Source organism: Latilactobacillus sakei (assembly GCA_002953655.1).
Lineage (GTDB): Bacteria > Bacillota > Bacilli > Lactobacillales > Lactobacillaceae > Latilactobacillus > Latilactobacillus sakei_A.
On record CP025839.1, the window covers coordinates 1,107,351 to 1,125,082 of the forward strand.

The 17,732-nt window shown below is 44.5% G+C and carries 16 protein-coding genes; 14 read left to right on the forward strand and 2 right to left on the reverse strand.

Annotation, left to right across the window (positions count from 1 at the left end; all coding sequences use genetic code 11):
* Positions 1 to 42 precede the first annotated feature (42 nt).
* From C0213_05505 to C0213_05560, 12 genes are all read left to right on the forward strand, one after another.
* On the forward strand, positions 43 to 498 hold the full coding sequence (locus tag C0213_05505) for a signal peptidase II (protein ID AUX11889.1): 456 nt from the start codon (positions 43 to 45) through the stop codon (positions 496 to 498).
* Positions 491 to 1,396 carry an RluA family pseudouridine synthase gene (locus C0213_05510; protein ID AUX11890.1) on the forward strand — a complete coding sequence of 302 codons (906 nt, stop codon included), beginning with the start codon at positions 491 to 493 and terminating at the stop codon, positions 1,394 to 1,396. The genes C0213_05505 and C0213_05510 overlap by 8 nt, the downstream gene beginning before the upstream one ends.
* A 182-nt stretch (positions 1,397 to 1,578) precedes the next feature.
* The gene (locus C0213_05515; GenBank protein AUX11891.1) at positions 1,579 to 2,118 is read left to right on the forward strand and encodes a bifunctional pyr operon transcriptional regulator/uracil phosphoribosyltransferase; all 540 of its coding nucleotides are present in this window, start codon (positions 1,579 to 1,581) and stop codon (positions 2,116 to 2,118) included.
* Positions 2,119 to 2,292: 174 nt separating this feature from the next.
* Positions 2,293 to 3,597, forward strand: a complete 1,305-nt coding sequence (locus C0213_05520; GenBank protein AUX11892.1) for a uracil permease — start codon at positions 2,293 to 2,295, stop codon at positions 3,595 to 3,597.
* Positions 3,590 to 4,507, forward strand: coding sequence for an aspartate carbamoyltransferase (locus C0213_05525; protein ID AUX11893.1), 918 nt, complete (start codon positions 3,590 to 3,592; stop codon positions 4,505 to 4,507). Before C0213_05520 ends, C0213_05525 begins: the two co-directional genes overlap by 8 nt.
* 11 nt (positions 4,508 to 4,518) lie before the next feature.
* Positions 4,519 to 5,808: a dihydroorotase gene (locus C0213_05530; protein ID AUX11894.1), complete on the forward strand. Its 1,290-nt coding sequence runs from the start codon at positions 4,519 to 4,521 to the stop codon at positions 5,806 to 5,808.
* A gap of 3 nt (positions 5,809 to 5,811) precedes the next feature.
* Positions 5,812 to 6,888, forward strand: coding sequence for a carbamoyl phosphate synthase small subunit (locus tag C0213_05535; protein AUX11895.1), 1,077 nt, complete (start codon positions 5,812 to 5,814; stop codon positions 6,886 to 6,888).
* Between the two features lie 17 nt (positions 6,889 to 6,905).
* Positions 6,906 to 10,088 (forward strand): carbamoyl-phosphate synthase large subunit, encoded by a 3,183-nt coding sequence (locus tag C0213_05540; GenBank protein ID AUX11896.1) that lies wholly within the window; start codon positions 6,906 to 6,908, stop codon positions 10,086 to 10,088.
* Between the two features lie 225 nt (positions 10,089 to 10,313).
* Positions 10,314 to 11,105, forward strand: a complete 792-nt coding sequence (locus C0213_05545; GenBank protein ID AUX11897.1) for a dihydroorotate dehydrogenase electron transfer subunit — start codon at positions 10,314 to 10,316, stop codon at positions 11,103 to 11,105.
* The gene (locus tag C0213_05550; protein ID AUX11898.1) at positions 11,105 to 12,028 is read left to right on the forward strand and encodes a dihydroorotate dehydrogenase; all 924 of its coding nucleotides are present in this window, start codon (positions 11,105 to 11,107) and stop codon (positions 12,026 to 12,028) included. The genes C0213_05545 and C0213_05550 overlap by 1 nt, the downstream gene beginning before the upstream one ends.
* Positions 12,029 to 12,031: 3 nt before the next feature.
* Positions 12,032 to 12,751 carry an orotidine-5'-phosphate decarboxylase gene (locus tag C0213_05555; protein ID AUX11899.1) on the forward strand — a complete coding sequence of 240 codons (720 nt, stop codon included), beginning with the start codon at positions 12,032 to 12,034 and terminating at the stop codon, positions 12,749 to 12,751.
* Complete coding sequence (locus C0213_05560) at positions 12,748 to 13,386, forward strand: orotate phosphoribosyltransferase (protein ID AUX11900.1); 639 nt, start codon at positions 12,748 to 12,750, stop codon at positions 13,384 to 13,386. The genes C0213_05555 and C0213_05560 overlap by 4 nt, the downstream gene beginning before the upstream one ends.
* A gap of 101 nt (positions 13,387 to 13,487) precedes the next feature.
* Here C0213_05560 and C0213_05565 read toward each other — a convergent pair whose 3' ends face one another.
* Positions 13,488 to 15,203 carry a hypothetical protein gene (locus C0213_05565; protein ID AUX11901.1) on the reverse strand — a complete coding sequence of 572 codons (1,716 nt, stop codon included), beginning with the start codon at positions 15,201 to 15,203 and terminating at the stop codon, positions 13,488 to 13,490.
* Positions 15,204 to 15,464: 261 nt separating this feature from the next.
* Here C0213_05565 and C0213_05570 point away from each other — a divergent pair, with 261 nt between their 5' ends.
* Positions 15,465 to 16,334: a DegV family protein gene (locus C0213_05570; GenBank protein AUX11902.1), complete on the forward strand. Its 870-nt coding sequence runs from the start codon at positions 15,465 to 15,467 to the stop codon at positions 16,332 to 16,334.
* 83 nt (positions 16,335 to 16,417) lie between these two features.
* On the opposite strand, the gene C0213_05575 is transcribed toward C0213_05570, so the two are convergent.
* Entirely contained in the window at positions 16,418 to 16,918 is a 501-nt protein-coding gene (locus tag C0213_05575) for a hypothetical protein (GenBank protein ID AUX11903.1), read from the reverse strand.
* Between the two features lie 160 nt (positions 16,919 to 17,078).
* Here C0213_05575 and C0213_05580 point away from each other — a divergent pair, with 160 nt between their 5' ends.
* The gene (locus C0213_05580) at positions 17,079 to 17,717 is read left to right on the forward strand and encodes a hemolysin III (GenBank protein AUX11904.1); all 639 of its coding nucleotides are present in this window, start codon (positions 17,079 to 17,081) and stop codon (positions 17,715 to 17,717) included.
* The last annotated feature ends 15 nt before the right edge of the window (positions 17,718 to 17,732 follow it).

Here is a 17,732-nt window from a genome sequence, read left to right on the forward strand (position 1 = left end):
CTTTTTAAGGACAATGTTAATCAGTATGAATAGGAGGCAACCATGCTACTTTATATTATTTTAGGCCTGTTAATCTTGGTAGGTGATCAACTCTTAAAAGGGTGGATTGTCGCCAATGTTAGCTATGGCGCATTGCATACTGTGATTCCCAACATTCTCGGCCTTACTTACGTCCAAAATGACGGCGCTGCTTGGAGTATGTTGGCTGGTCAGCAATGGTTCTTCTATATTGTAACCATCATCGCAGTAGGTGTTATCAGCTATTTATTTTATACTTCTGAACGCTCTGAAAAACTGTATCGCATTGGTTTAACGTTAATGTTAGCCGGTGCATTAGGGAATTTCATCGATCGTTTACATTTAAAATACGTGGTTGATATGTTCCAGTTAGAATTTATTAATTTCCCCATCTTTAATGTTGCAGATACCGCCCTCACTTGTGGTGTCATCTGCGTCTTTATTGCCATCTTGTTGAAAGAGAAAGTGACTCATGACTGAAAAAAAAGAATTTACAATTACAACCGAAACCGGCCGGATTGATAAGGTATTAAGCCAATTACTACCTGATTATTCGCGTTCCCAAATCCAACAATGGTTAAAAAAGGACCTCGTTGAAATCAATGGCCAAACTTCTAAAGGTAACCATAAAGTGGTTGCTGACGAAAAGATTAGCGTCACCATTCCGGATCCTGTCTCACTCGATTTAGTACCCGAAGATATTCCCTTAGACATTGTCTATGAAGATGACCAAGTCTTGGTGGTCAATAAACCACAAGGGATGGTTGTTCATCCTTCACCAGGCCATCCTAATGGGACTTTAGTGAATGCTTTATTAGCCCATACACCACTTTCTGAAATCAATGGTGTTTTCCGCCCCGGGATTGTGCACCGAATTGATAAGGATACTTCCGGCTTATTAATGGTCGCTAAGACTAACGAAGCCCACGAATCATTATCAGAACAATTAAAAGCGAAGTCTAATCTCCGTGAATACCTCGCATTAGTGCATGGTAATATCGAAGAAGATGAAGGCACAATCGACGCGCCAATTGGCCGTTCAAAACTAGACCGGATGAAACAAGCAATTGTCCCAGACGGTCGGCCAGCGGTCACTCATTTTGAAGTTGTCGAACGCTTTACGGATTACACTTTAATTCGGTGTCGCTTAGAAACGGGCCGGACACATCAAATTCGTGTCCATCTGGCTTATATTAACCGCCCAGTAGCCGGTGATCCAACTTATGGGCCTCGGAAGACATTGCCTGGTAAAGGGCAATTCTTACATGCGGCCGTTTTAGGCTTTAAGCACCCAACAACCGGTGAAAACATGCGTTTTGAAGCGCCATTACCAGCTATTTTTGAAAAAACGTTGCAGGAATTACGCGAAAACAATTGACAAACCGCGAGTTATCAACTATGATTATCACAACTTAATAGAAACCTTTAATTTCAGTCCCGTGAGGCTGAGAAGGCACGGTGAATTAATCCATTAGACTAGGACTCTAGGACTAGACTCAAACTGTAACCTCTCAACCAATATCGGTTGAGAGGTTTTTTGTTGGAAGGAGTGTCATGAACATGGTGAAAGAAGTTGTAGATAGCACAACCATGAAACGTGTTTTTACACGGATTACTTACGAGATTATCGAACAAAACAAGGGGATTTCAGACCTTGTCTTTGTCGGCATTAAAACCCGGGGTGTTTTTATCGCTGAACGCATCGCTAAACGTTTAGAACAACTCGAAGGCGTAACAGTACCAGTGGGGACGCTTGATATTACACTTTATCGTGACGATCAACATGATTTAAACAGTCATAACGAACCCCAACTAAATGGCAATGACATCCCTGTCGATATTACGGACAAACACGTCATCCTTATCGATGATGTCTTATATACTGGCCGGACAATTCGGGCCGCACTTGATGCCTTAATGGATCTTGGCCGCCCTAAAAAAATCTCACTTGCGGTTTTAGTGGATCGCGGTCACCGCGAACTACCAATTCGGCCGGATTTCGTTGGTAAAAACATTCCAACCGCCCTTAACGAACAAATTAAAGTCGCCATGCAAGAAATTGATGATCACGATGGCATTACTATTGAAAAATTGAATTAAAGCTAGAACCGTTTAATTGTCTCCAGAGAGAGCAAAAGGGTTTGCCCGCATAATTGGCGAAGACTGACTAGCATCAGTCCACCCACTATGCGTCCAAAGGACATACCCGCAGAGTAGGGATGTCCTTTTTTTATCGCCATTATCACTTAATGATTAATTATCGGAGGTCTTCATATGACAAAATCAACTTACCGCAATCCCGATGCGGTGTTAGACGTAAACGAGCGTCCAACAACCGGGAAATGGATCGGCTTATCGATCCAACACATGTTCGCCATGTTTGGGTCAACCGTCTTAGTCCCCATCTTAGTCGGCTTAAACCCTGGGATCGCACTCTTTAGTTCCGGCGTTGGTACCCTGATGTACTTATTAATCACTAAAGGAAAGATTCCAGCTTACATGGGCTCAAGCTTCTCATTCATCGTCCCAATGCTGGCTTTAATGAAAACAACTGGTTATCCTGGGATTGCGCAAGGGACGATGGCCGTCGGTGCAGTTTACCTCATCGTTTCTGTCTTGGTGAGTCTGATTGGTTCCGGCTGGATCGACAAAGCCTTGCCACCAATTGTTGTCGGCCCAATCGTCATGGTTATCGGCCTTTCATTAGCGGGGACGGCCGCTAAACAAGCGACCATCAATGCCGCTGGTAACTACGATTTGAAGTTTTTCGCGGTCGCTATCTTAACTTTACTAATTACAATCGCCTTTAACATGTATCTCAAAGGCTTCATGAGTTTGATTCCGGTCTTACTCGGGATTGTCTCAGGTTACATCATCGCCGTTTTATTCGGCATCGTCGATTTCCAACCAGTCTTAAACGCCCCTTGGTTCAAGGTGCCGGATTTCCAAGTGCCATTTGTCACCTATAAACCCGGTCTTTACTGGGGTGCAATTCTCAGTATGGCACCGATTGCCTTTGTCACAATGACGGAACACATGGGCCACATCATGGTCTTAAATAAATTAACAAAACGTAACTTCTTCAAAAATCCTGGTCTCCACCGGACTTTAGCAGGGGACGGGACAGCTTCAATCATCGCCGCTTTTGTTGGAGGTCCTCCGGTCACCAGTTATGGTGAAAACATCGGTGTCTTAGCCATTACTAAAGTCCACAGTGTCTGGGTATTAGGTGGCGCTGCATTCTTTGCCATCATCTTCGGTTTCATCGGTAAACTGAGCGCACTCATCCAAAGCATCCCAGCCCCCGTTATCGGCGGGATCAGCTTCTTACTCTTCGGCGTTATCGCTTCAAGTGGACTGCGGGTCTTGATCGACAACCAAGTCGACTTCGATAAAAAACGGAACTTAATGATTGGCTCCTCAATCTTAGTAATTGGGATTGGGAATGCCTACTTACAACTTGGTCAATATCAATTCTCAGGCTTAGCGATTGCGACAGTCTTAGGCATCGCAATGAACCTTGTTTTACCACAAAAATCAAAGAGTGAAATCGAATTGGAGGCACAACAAAATGACTAAGCAAGCGGCGATCGTATCGGTTGAACAACTAACGAATGCATCTGTTTTAGATTTAATTGAACGGGCGGAAGCCTTTAAACAAGGCGCGACTTGCGAATTAACGCGTCCCGTATACGCGATGAACCTCTTCTTTGAAAATAGCACCCGGACCAAAACGAGTTTTGAAATGGCTGAACGCAAGCTCGGGTTATCCGTAATGTCTTTTGAAGCCGAAACGAGCTCAGTCTCAAAAGGGGAGACACTCAGCGATACACTCAAGACGGTCCAAGCAATCGGCGTCGATTTTGTCGCTGTGCGCCATCCGCAAAACAACTACTACGATGATTTGCTGGCTGATCCAGCCTTCCACTTAGCCTTGGCTAACGGCGGAGACGGCAGCGGTCAACATCCATCCCAATGTCTACTCGATATGATGACCATTCATGAAGAGTTCGGACACTTCGCCGGTTTAAAAATTGTCATCTGTGGCGATTTACGCCACTCACGAGTTGCTAAATCCAATATGCAACTTTTAAAACGACTGGGTGCCCAACTGTATTTCGCCGGTCCTGAAGAATGGTTTACCGCTGAATTCAACGATTACGGTCAACACGTCGCCCTCGATAGCATCTTAGATCAAGTCGATGTGGTTATGTTACTCAGAATCCAATACGAACGCTTTGATTCCGCTGAAACAATGACTGATGAAGCTTTCCACGTTAAATACGGCCTGACAGCACAGCGGGCCGTCCAATTAAAAGCAAGTGCCATCTGGTTACACCCAGCACCGGTTAACCGAGACGTTGAAATCGCCGATGAATTAGTTGAAGCACCCCAATCACGAATTTTTAAGCAGATGCATAACGGGGTCTTCATGCGCATGGCCATGATTGAACATTTATTAAAGCAAAAAAATCTCATTAAAGATTAGGGGTCTGCAGTATGTATCGACTTATCCAAAATGGTCAACTATTAATTGACGATCAACTCGTCAAAAGAGACATCGCGATTGATGAAAAAGGACGGATCACTGCGATTGAAGCGCATATCACACCGAGCGACGAGCCAGCCGAAACCATTTTTGACGCGCAAGGTGCACTTGTAAGTGCCGGGTTAATTGATGGACATGTCCATTTCAGAGATCCAGGTTTCACCGATAAAGAAACCCTCCAAACAGGTAGTCGGGCTGCGGCTCACGGGGGTTATACGAGTGTCATTGCAATGCCGAACCTCAACCCAGTACCTGATAAGCTAGCTGATTTCAAAACGTTAGTTGCCCGGAACCAAACGGAAACCACCGTCCATACGTATCAATTCGCGCCAATCACCGGCGATTTAGTCAATAACAATCTGGTTGATATGCCGGCTTTCAAAGCAGCCGGTGCCGCCGGTTTTACCAATGATGGTCACGGTGTGCAAGACGCCCAAACAATGTACCTCGCCATGCAACAAGCAGCCGCAATTAAGGCGCCAATTGTCGCACACGTTGAAGATATCTCGCTAGTCAACGGGGGTGTTATTCACGACGGTAACGCAGCCAAACGTTTAAACGTTCCTGGTATTCCAAGTGTGAGTGAATCCGCTCAAGTGGCGCGCGATATCGAACTCGCTCGTGCAACCGGCGTTCACTATCATATCTGCCACATTTCAACTAAGGAAACCGTGGCACTTGTCCGCCGCGCTAAAGCAGATGGTGTCAATATCACCTGCGAAGTCACCCCACATCATCTTTTACTCGACGATCGTTCAATCATCAGTGACGATGCCCTGTTAAAAATGAATCCGCCCCTCAGAACGTTAGCAGACCGTCAAAGCCTCTGGGCAGGTCTGATGGATGGCACAATCGACGTGATTGCGACCGATCACGCACCACATACCGCGGCTGAGAAAAGTCAGTCGTTATTACAAGCACCATTTGGTATAGTAGGGAGTGAAACAGCCTTCAGTTTACTCTATACACACCTAGTCGTTAATGGCCCCTTTAGCTTAGCGCAATTATTAGCTAAAATGACGACCGTTCCGGCGCAGGTTTTCAATCTACCCGCAGCCGGTCAACTACGCGTTGGCGACCAAGCCGATATCGCTGTTTTTAACCTGACACAACCCACTACTATTCAAGCAACCGACTTCCAATCTAAGGGCCACAACACACCATTCATCGGTGAAACGGTACTTGGCGGTACAGAATTAACCCTAGTTGCCGGTCAAGTTGCTTATCAAAGGAGTAAATAGCTTATGAAACGTTATCTCATTTTAGAAGACGGCACCGTCTTTAGCGGTTTTGGCTTTGGTGCACCTACCATCTCAACTGGTGAAATTGTCTTTAACACCGGTATGAGTGGTTATCAAGAAACCATTACAGATCAATCCTACAACGGCCAAATTATTGCTTTTACATACCCATTAATCGGCAATTATGGCGTTAACCGCGATGATTTTGAATCAATTAAACCCACCTGTAAAGGGGTGGTCGTTCATGAAGTCCCACGCTTAGCTAATAACTGGCGGATGAACATGAGCCTTGACGACTTTTTAAAACAAAAGAAAATACCCGGTATTTGGGGCATTGATACGCGGGCTTTAACGCGCCGCTTACGGGATAAAGGCACGATGAAAGCCAGCATCGTGGATGCCGCCGACGATCATGCTTTTGATCAATTAAAAGCTTTGGTATTACCTAAAAATCAAGTCCAGCAAGTATCAACGGCTAAACCATATCCTAGTCCTGCGACTGGTCGCAATATCGTGGTGATTGACTTCGGCTTGAAGCATAGTATTTTACGCGAATTATCAAAACGTAACTGTAATTTAACCGTCCTACCTTATAATGCGACTGCTGAAGAAATTCTCAGTCTCGATCCAGACGGCGTCATGTTAACCAACGGCCCTGGGGATCCAGAAGACGTCCCCGAAGCAATCGAAATGATTCGGGGCATTCAAGGCAAATTACCAATCTTTGGGATTTGTCTGGGCCACCAGTTATTCGCACTCGCTAACGGGGCTAAAACCTACAAAATGAAATTTGGTCACCGCGGTTTCAACCATCCCGTTCGTGAAATTGCCACTAACCGGATCGATTTCACATCACAAAATCACGGTTTCGCCGTTGATGCGGACTCAATCGACCCCCAACAACTATTAGTGACCCATATTGAAATTAATGACCACACTGTCGAAGGACTCCGTCATCGTCAGTACCCAGCATTTTCCGTTCAATTCCATCCAGATGCAGCACCTGGTCCACACGATGCTGTCCACCTATTTGATGAATTCATTGACATGATTGATGATTTTAATCGCCGCCAAAAATAGAAAAAGGGGATTTAGTGATGCCAAAAAGAACCGATATTCGTAAAATTTTAGTCATTGGCTCCGGTCCAATCGTGATTGGTCAAGCTGCCGAATTTGATTACTCAGGAACCCAAGCCTGTCTTGCACTTAAAGAAGAAGGGTACCAAGTGGTGCTCATCAACTCAAACCCTGCGACGATTATGACTGATAAAACAGTTGCTGACACGGTTTATATCGAACCAATCACGCTTGATTTTGTCACGCAAATTTTAAGAAAAGAACTGCCCGATGCAATCTTACCAACCCTTGGGGGTCAAACCGGCTTAAACATGGCCTTAGAACTCGCTAATTGTGGGATTCTTGCTGAACTCGATATCGAATTACTTGGGACAAAATTAAGTGCCATCGATCAAGCAGAAGATCGGGAATTATTCAAGAACTTGATGAACCAACTCAATGAACCCATCCCGGAATCAGCGATTGCGCACTCATTAGCTGATGCACAAGAATTTGTAAAACAAAATGGCTTCCCCGTCATTATTCGCCCGGCCTTCACACTTGGTGGGACAGGCGGTGGGATTGCCGAAAACGCGGGCCAACTTAAAATAATCGTCAAAAACGGGATTGCATTATCCCCAGTTGGTCAAGTCCTTGTTGAACAAAGCATTGCGGGTTACAAAGAAATCGAATTTGAAGTGATGCGTGATCGCAACGACAACGCCTTAGTCGTCTGCAACATGGAAAACTTCGACCCCGTCGGTATCCATACTGGTGATTCAATTGTCTTTGCCCCAGTTCAAACATTAAGTGACCGCGAAGTGCAAATGCTTCGGGACGCTTCATTAAAAATTATCCGGGCTTTGAAGATTGAAGGGGGCTGTAACGTTCAATTAGCCCTTGATCCTAACAGCGAGCGCTACTTCATTATCGAAGTTAATCCTCGGGTGAGTCGCTCATCAGCTTTAGCCTCAAAAGCAACCGGTTATCCGATTGCTAAGATGGCCGCTAAAATTGCGGTTGGTTTAACACTCGACGAAATCTATAACCCAATTACCGGGACCACTTACGCGCAATTCGAACCGATGTTAGATTACGTCGTTGCCAAGATTCCCCGTTGGCCTTTTGATAAGTTCAATAAGGGTGACCGTCAATTAGGTACCCAGATGAAAGCGACTGGCGAAGTCATGGCGATTGGCCGGAACATCGAAGAATCACTCCTAAAAGCCGTTCGCTCACTTGAAATCGGCACAGCCCACCTTGAATTAGCAGGTTTAACCAGCGTCAGCGACAACGATTTGGTCCAACGGATTATTCATCCGCAAGATGACCGCCTTTTCTACCTCGCAGAAGCATTACGACGAGGCTATCTCATTCAGGAATTAGCTGAATTAACGAAAATTGATTTATTCTTCTTAGATAAGATCAGCCACATCGTTGAACTAGAAGAACAACTCCGTAGTCAAAAAGGCGACGTCGAATTACTCGAAATCGTTAAGAAAAACGGCTTTTCAGACGAAAAGATTGCTAAGACTTGGCAAATCACGCCAATCCAAGTGCGCCAAATGCGCCAAGAAAGTGGCATTCAACCCGTCTATAAGATGGTTGACACTTGTGCCGCCGAGTTTGAATCACAAACCCCTTATTACTACGCGACCTACGAACAAGAGAATGAAAGTTTAGTGTCCGTTAAACCATCAATCTTAGTCATCGGTTCTGGCCCCATTCGGATCGGTCAAGGGGTCGAGTTCGATTACGCAACCGTCCACTGTGTACAGGCCATTCAAAAGGCTGGTTACGAAGCAATCATCATGAATAGTAATCCAGAGACGGTTTCTACCGATTTTTCAATCTCCGACAAGCTTTACTTTGAACCATTAACACTCGAAGATGTTTTAAACGTCGTCGAACTAGAAAAACCAGAAGGCGTTATCGTTCAATTCGGGGGTCAAACAGCGATTAACTTAGCTGCACCACTTGAAGAAAACGGCGTTAAGATCTTAGGGACGAGCGTTGCCAACTTAGACCGCGCTGAAGACCGTGATTTATTCGACCAATTAATTCAAGAATTGAATATTCCTCAACCTGTTGGTAAAACAGCAACCAACGCCCCTGATGCATTAACGATTGCAAGTGAGATTGGTTATCCCGTCTTAATTCGGCCTAGTTTCGTCTTAGGCGGCCGGGCAATGGAAATTGTGCATACGCCAGAAGACTTAACTCACTATATGCAAGAAGCCGTTAAGGTCTCAGACGAACATCCAGTCTTAATCGATCGTTACTTAATGGGTAAAGAATGTGAAGTCGATGCTATCTGTGACGGTCAAGAGGTCTTAATTCCAGGCATCATGGAACATATCGAACGGGCCGGCGTCCATTCAGGCGATTCAATGGCCGTTTATCCACCACAAAACCTCACAGAAGATCAAAAAGCAGCAATTATCGACTACACCACTAAACTCTGTCTTGCACTCGATTGTCATGGTTTGTTGAATATCCAATTCATCATTCAAAATGACGAAGTTTACGTCATCGAAGTCAACCCGCGTGCTAGCCGGACAGTGCCATTCTTAAGTAAAGTTACTCAAATCCCAATGGCACAACTTGCAACCCAATTAATCTTAGGTAGCACCTTAGCTGAATTGAAGAGCCCAACTGGTTTATTACCCGCCGGGCCACTCATCCACGTGAAAGCACCAGTTTTCTCATTTTCAAAACTAACCCGCGTTGATAGTCTCTTAGGACCTGAAATGAAATCAACCGGGGAAGTGATGGGCACAGATGTCACGATGCAAAAAGCACTTTATAAAGCCTTCGAAGCTAGTGGCATGCATTTGCCCAGTCACGGTAACGTCTTAATGACAGTCACGAACCAAGATAAAGCCCAAGCACTTGCTTTAACAAAACGCTTTAGAGAAGTCGGTTACCAAATCATTGCAACACCCGGAACGACACAACAATTTAAAGCAGCGGGCATTCCAGTCCAACAAGTCGACAAGATCAACGCCACTTCAGGCGACTTACTCGACAAGATTAAGGCCGGCCATATCCAACTGGTCATCAATACAACCGGTTTAAACGAAGCACCCCAAGTGGCTAAAGACAGTATTGTCATTCGCCAAACCGCTATTGAACACGGCATTCCATTATTAACATCGCTCGATACAACGGATGCCATTTTGACAGTCCTAGAATCCCAATCACTCCTCACAAAACCACTATAAAGGAAGTGCGTTCAAACTGATTATATTCTGAGCATTAGCCTAATACTGTGAATGAGCGACAGAGTCGATTATTTACGGTATGTTGCTAAGCACAGAAGTTAGTTTCAAAAAGCACGTTACAAAGAAGTGCGTTCATACTGATTGTATTCTGAACATTATTAAAGCGCCAAGGGCCGCCTTGGTCTTGGCGCTTTTATTACATAAAAATTCAAAGGAGTCACGCTTATGTTGCCACTAGAATGGCTATTAACGATTCAAGATCAAACTGAAATTGCGCCTGGTATTTTCGAACTCCGCTTATCAGGTGACTTAGCCCAAGAAAAGGTACAACCCGGACAATTCGTCGATGTCAAAATTCCTAGCGATGCGCTCTTATTGAGGCGCCCATTTGGGATCGCCAATGTCGATGCCGCACATAACACCATTACCTTACTCTATCGGACGGTTGGCGAAGGCACTCAAATCCTCAGTGAGTGTTCACAAGGGACTGAATTATCCGTCTTAGGCCCATTAGGCGGTCATGGTTATCCAATCGACCAACTTAAGCCGCATCAGAAAGCTTTAATCATCGGTGGCGGAACCGGCATTCCACCATTACACGAATTATCCCGGCAATTAGTCGCTAAAGGCGTTCAAGTTCAACACGTTTTTGGCTTTGCCAATCAAGAGGCCATCTTTTATCAAGCCGAGTTTGAAAAATTAGGACCAACCGCCTATGCAACTAATGATGGCTCTTACGGTTACAAAGGCCATGTCGGCTTATTACTCGACGCACAATTTGCAGATGCCGCCACCACCTATGACGCAATCTATGCCTGTGGGCCTAAAGGGTTGTTAATGGCTGTCGATAATCGCTTTAGCGCACATCCAAACGCTTATATCTCATTAGAAGAGCGGATGGCCTGCGGAATCGGTGCTTGTTACGCCTGTGTTACGAAACTAAAAGTCGACCCAACCATCCAGCTAAAAATCTGTGATGACGGACCAGTCTTTAAAACAAACGAGGTGTTACTCTAATGACTAGCGATTTACGCGTTTCTTTACCCGGCTTAGAACTGAAGAACCCCATTATGCCAGCATCGGGTTGTTTTGGCTTTGGCCAAGAGTACGGCCGTTATTACGATCTTAATTTACTCGGCGCAATTATTATTAAAGCCGCGACAAAAGAACCCCGCTTAGGGAATGCTACGCCACGAGTGGCCGAAACACCTAGTGGGATGTTAAACGCAATCGGCTTACAAAACCCAGGGATTGAAGCTATCATGGCTGAAAAGTTGCCTTGGTTAGCAGAATGTTACCCAGACCTGCCAATTATCGCCAACGTTGCGGACAATACCGAAGCAGACTATGTCGCTGTCTGTGAACGAATTAGCCAAGCACCGAACGTTCACGCGATTGAATTAAACATCTCTTGCCCCAATGTCGCACACGGCGGCTTAGAATTCGGAACTTCACCAGAGGCCGCCGCGACTTTAACGAAAGCCTGTGTGGCGGTTAGCCAGGTCCCAGTCTACGTCAAACTCTCACCTAATGTCACTGACATTCGTCCAATAGCTAAGGCAGTCGAAGCAGCGGGGGCAGCCGGCTTCTCACTAATCAATACCTTAGTTGGGATGCGCATTGATCCAAAAACCCGGCAACCAATTCTGGCTAATCAAACCGGTGGGCTGTCAGGCCCAGCCATCAAACCAGTCGCAATCCGCCTAGTTCATCAAGTGCGTTCGATTTCCAACCTGCCGATTATTGGGATGGGCGGGGTCGCAACAGCCGGGGATGCACTCGAATTGATGGCAGCCGGTGCTAACGCGGTTGCTGTTGGTACCGCTAATTTCAGTGAGCCATTTGCTTGTCCCAATATCATCAAGGCGCTCCCCGATGAACTTGCTAAGTACGATTTACATGACTTTAAAACATTCGCCGTTAACCAGGAGGTTCTATAATTAATGACAAATCCCGTAATTATCGCGCTAGACTTTCCCAATTGGCAAAAAACAGACCAATTTCTCCAACAATTCCCCAAAGATGAAACGCTATTCGTAAAAATCGGCATGGAACTTTTCTATCAAGAAGGGCCGCAACTCATTAAAACGCTCAAAGCACGTGGCTATCGGATTTTCCTCGATTTAAAGCTCTATGACATTCCTAATACGGTTCAAAGCGCAATGACCGTCATCGGCCAATTAGGCGTCGATTACACGACCATTCACGCCGCGGGTGGACAAACAATGCTACAAGCCGGCGCTGCGGGATTAAAAGCGGGTGCTAAACAAGCCAACGTCAAACCCGCTAAGTTATTAGCCATCACGCAATTAACGTCAACCAATGAGGCTCAAATGCAACAGGAACAACTCGTTTCTGTCAGCCTGCCTGAGTCAGTAGCACATTACGCACAACTCGCGCAACAATCCGCCTGTGACGGGGTGATCTGTTCTGCACAAGAGATTACCACTATTAAAAGTAAGACGGCTACAGATTTTCTCTGCGTCACACCGGGTATTCGTCCCGCAACGAGCCAAAATAACGACCAAAAACGGGCGGTTACACCACTTGAGGCCGCTCAGATGCATAGTAACGGCATCGTTGTTGGGCGCCCAATTACGCAAGCCAGTAATCCTTATCAAGCTTACCAAGCTATTAAATCAGAATGGGAGTCTTTCAAATGACAACAATTGCCGAACAAGTCGCACAAGCCTTAATCGATATCAAAGCGGTAAGCCTCAGCCCAAATCAACCCTTTACCTGGGCCAGTGGCCTCAAAAGCCCCATTTACTGTGACAACCGCCTTACAATTGGTTATCCTCAGGTCCGCAAGCTAATTGCCAGTCAATTAGCTGCTGCTATCAAAGCCCAATTCCCAGAAGTGGCAGTCATCGGTGGCACCGCAACCGCTGGGATACCACATGCTGCCTGGATTGCAGCTGAACTCGATCTACCCATGGTTTATATTCGCTCTAAACCAAAGGATCATGGTCAAGGTCGTCAAATTGAAGGCCCATTTACGGCTGGGCAAAAAATGGTCTTGATTGATGACCTAATTTCAACTGGCGGTAGCGTACTACAAGCTGCTCAAGCTGCTCAAAAAGAAGGCGCTGAAATTTTAGGTGTCTTCGGGATTTTCTCATACGAATTGGCCGCTGGTCGCAAGAACTTCGAACAAGCCGGCTTTCCATTGATGACCCTTTCTAACTTTTCAGCACTATTAGCGGTTGAACAAGCGGCTGATAATCTGACACCAGAACAAGCGTCATCTTTAAATGAATGGCGCCAAGACCCACAAGCATGGTCAGACGCACATTAAAAAAAGAGTATGACACCAGTCGGCTATGCTTTGCGGATTAACACAGAATAGCCAATAAAAAAGCGTTCCGTCAAAATTTAATTTGGCGGAACGCTTTTTTATTAGGCTTGCACTGGTTTATTACGTAACTTTTGAACGAGTGCTTCGTCCGGTGTCGTATAGAGGGTTTGTTGTCCTTCGTAAATGACAAAACCTGGTCTGGCACCGTTGGGTTTTTTAATTTTCTTAACTTGAATGTAATCAACTGGCACAGCGGCTGACAAACGGGCCTTCGAGAAGTAGGCCGCTAAGTTGCCGGCTTCTTGAATCGTTTGTTCAGACGGTGTCGGACTATCAATAATCACATGGGAACCCGGAATATTCTTAACATGCAACCAGATATCGGTTTTATGCGCTTTTTTCAAGGTTAACTGATCATTTTGGTAGTTATTCTTCCCAACAAAGATTCGCGTGCCATCGGTCGCATAGAAGACTTCTGGTTCACTAATCTTATAGCGTTTTTGTTTCTTAGCGCCTGTTTTCTTAAGCTTAAGATAGCCTTCAGCCTGTAATTCGGCCTTAATATCTTCCAAATCCTTAGGTTCGGCAATCTCAATTTGGGCCATAATTGTGTAGAAATACTGTAACTCAGCTTCGGTCTTAGCCATTTGGTCATTGACGTAGGCAATTGAGTTTCTTAGTTTTTGATATTTCGAGAAGTACTTCTGCGCATTTTTGGAAGGACTAATCTGATTGGATAACGTGATTTTAATGGGCTCATTGTTATCGTAAAAATTAGGGAGCGTCACTTCGGTCATACCCCGTTCAACTTGTCGTAAGTAGGTGGTTAAAATTTCACCTTTGATTCGATAATCATCGGCACTATCGGCTGCTTTGAGTGTTTTTTGTAGTTTTTTTAGTTTCTTTTCATCCTTTTGAATCTCATTGCGAATGAAATGGATGAGGGCCCCACCTTGTTGTTGCACACGGTCGCGCTGAGCCTTATGCAGATAGTATTGGTCTAACAGTTCACTCAGCGTTTCAAAATGGCTCTGAGTCCCTATGAGGCTCTGATAAGGGAAGGCGGTAAACCATGATTTCTTTTCACCAATTGTTAACGTCGGTTGTGCTTGGTCAAATTGCTTGAAGAAATCAGTCACGACTGCTAAATAGTTATCGTGATCTACTAAACGGGTTTGCAATTCAAGGGCACTTTCGCGGCTCATGCCTTGGAATTGTTGTTGTAGCCAGTGAATCTGTTCATCGGCGTCCTCATTATAATAACTTAACCAATCAAGCGTGTCTAAATCAGTCGTAAAGGCGTTCAAGCCAGTAGGTGCTGGGGGGTTAACGTAATCAGCCCCGGGCATTAAAAAGCGGAACCGATTTTGTGAAACCCCAACATGCCGAATTAAATCGAGGATCTTTTGAGTTTCAAGGTTAATCAAGATGACATTACTATGCCGACCCATTAATTCGACAATCAAACATAATTTTTGCATGTCGCCTAATTCATTGCGGGATTTAAAAGTTAATCGTAAGATGCGGTCACTTTCAACTTGTTCAATCTGTTCTAAAATGGCACCGTCTAAATATTTCCGAAGCGTCATCGCAAAATTCGGCGGTGTAGCAGGGTTTGCATAGGGCACCCGGGTTACTTGCACTCGTGCGTAAGACGGGTGAGCAGATAACAAAAGAGGGTATGTTTTACGATTTGCCCGGATCGTTAAGATTACCTCATTGGCATAAGGCTGTTGGATTTTAGTAATTTTACCGTCGGCAAGCGTCGTATTGAGCTCGTTGACAACGGCGTGAGTCATTAAACCGTCAAAGGTCATTATTGGTCACACTTTCTGTAATAGAATTATCTTACTTATTGTAACTGTTTTGGCACAGAACCTCAAAGAAATTAACGTATCCGATTGCTAACCATCAACACACGAAATTTACACGCTGAGGTAAACCGTTATCATCGCCGTTATACCGATGAACTAAAAGAAGAGGGCCTATACAACTTTTTGAAAAAAGCGATTAATAGGGGAATTAGCCCGTCATTTATGATATAGTTATTACCGAATAATAAAAAAGTAGGTGTCAACATGAAAATTGCTGTAGTCACTGATAGTACTGCTTATCTCACAGAACAGCAAGTGAAAGACCATCATCTCTACGTTGTTCCAATCCCAGTAATTCTCGATGGACAAGTGTACGATGAAGGCGTCGACATTACATCTGAAGAGTTCTATCAAAAATTAAAAACAGCCGAAACATTTCCAAGCACCTCACAGCCTCCACTAGGCGAGATGTTAAAATTATACGAGGATCTAGGTAACGAAGGTTACGATGCCGTCATCAGTATCCACCTTGCCAGCACGATCTCCGGATTTGTGACAACTTTGAAAAATGCAGCCAGCACCATCGATAACATCCAAGTCGTGCCTTACGATTCTGGGATTACCGTGATGTTGATGGGCTATTTAGCAATGGAAGCAGCCCGAATGGCCCGCGACCCAGAAGTCACTGTTGAACAAATTATTGCTCGACTCGATGATTTAAAAAGCACAATGGATGAGTGCTTTATCGTCAACGACTTACAAAACTTAGTCCGTGGTGGCCGTCTATCAAATGCCTCTGCCTTTATCGGTAGTATGTTAAAAATCAAGCCATTATTAACATTTGATGATGAAACTAACAAGATTACCGCTTTTGAAAAGGTGCGTTCATTGAAGAAGGCTTACGCCCGCGCTGAACAAATCTTTGAAGAAACACAAGAACGTGTTGATTACCCATTACGCGCATTGATTATCCATGCCAATGATGAGGCAGCAGCCCTATCCTGGCGTGACAAGCTCCGCGAAAAACACCCTGATTTACCGATTGATATCAGCTATTTTGGCCCCGTTATCGGTGCCCACTTAGGTGAAAAAGCAATTGCCTTAGCTTGGATTAAGGATTTCACGAAAGAATAATATTAAATAATGCTTTAAAAAAATGGTTTACAGCAATTAAGTTTGCTGTAAACCATTTTTTAGTTATATAATCATGTAAGCGGTTAGCTGATTTCGACTAATTTTGTGCCGATCAGTTTATAAATCACGGATTTAACGGCTACTTTTTGCACAATGGCCAATGATGACTCGCTGAGGTCGAATTCGTTGACGCTAGCAGGGGCATTGATATTGGCCATTTCATCGTTAAAAAGCGCCACAAACTGGTCATAAGCTTCACCGGCACTGGCGTTATCTAAGGCTTGTTGAATCCCTTTTTTACAAACATCCAACGGAAAAACAAGCTTCATAATGCTGACAATAATCAATTCCGCTAGATGATCGCGGTTATAGCGTTTCTTGACTGGCCGCTCAATAATAGCCATCTTAACGTAGCTATTAATCATTGTTTTCGTAATCTTAACGTGCAAGAGTGGCTCTAGTTGCTTATTGACTTCATTAATCACTTGGTCCATATATAACTCTAGATCCGGAAAATCTTCCCATTGTGGCAAGCGCAGGGCTTGAAAATCACTAAGCCACTGCTTAAATTCTTGAGATTGCATTTCAATACTCCTTAACGACCGACTTGTTTGTGCTTTTATTATGCCATAGCATTAATCATTTGTCACGTATGTAGAATGTAATTCTATTTTTAGTTGACTTATATTCTATATCAATCTATAATACTCGACAAATAGAGAAAAAAGAGGCGATCATTTACAAATGATGACTAATAAACGACAACAAATTATCTACGAAGTTTGGAATGCCATTACACACGGTGTGGGCTTTTTCGGGAGCCTAGCATTGGTAAGCCTCCTGATTATCAAGAGTGTTCAAAAATCGCTATCCCCAGTAGCAATCGCTAGTTTAATCGTTTATGGTGCCACCTTACTAGCGCTGTATCTCGCATCAACGTTATTCCATTGTTTAGCCTTTACTAAGGCCAAGCGGGTTTTCCAAATATTTGATCATAGTAATATTTTCTTGTTAATCGCCGGCACCTATACACCATACTGTTTGATTTTTATCGGGCATACGGCGGGCATTAGTCTATTGATTGCGATTTGGACGCTTGCAATTGCGGGGATTTTAACGCATATTTTTAGCCACGGTCGCTACCAACGGCTAGAAACCAGCATTTACGTTATTATGGGCTGGTTATGCTTATTGGCGGGCAAAACGTTATATACTAACTTATCACCTTCAGGCTTTTGGTTACTCGTCAGCGGTGGGGTCGTCTTCACGGTTGGCGCCTTGATTTACAGTTTTCCTAAAATTCCTGGTTTACATCTGATTTGGCACTTTTTCGTAATGCTCGGAACGACATTAATGTTCTTTTCAATTTATCTGAACATCTAAATTATTGACTCAAAG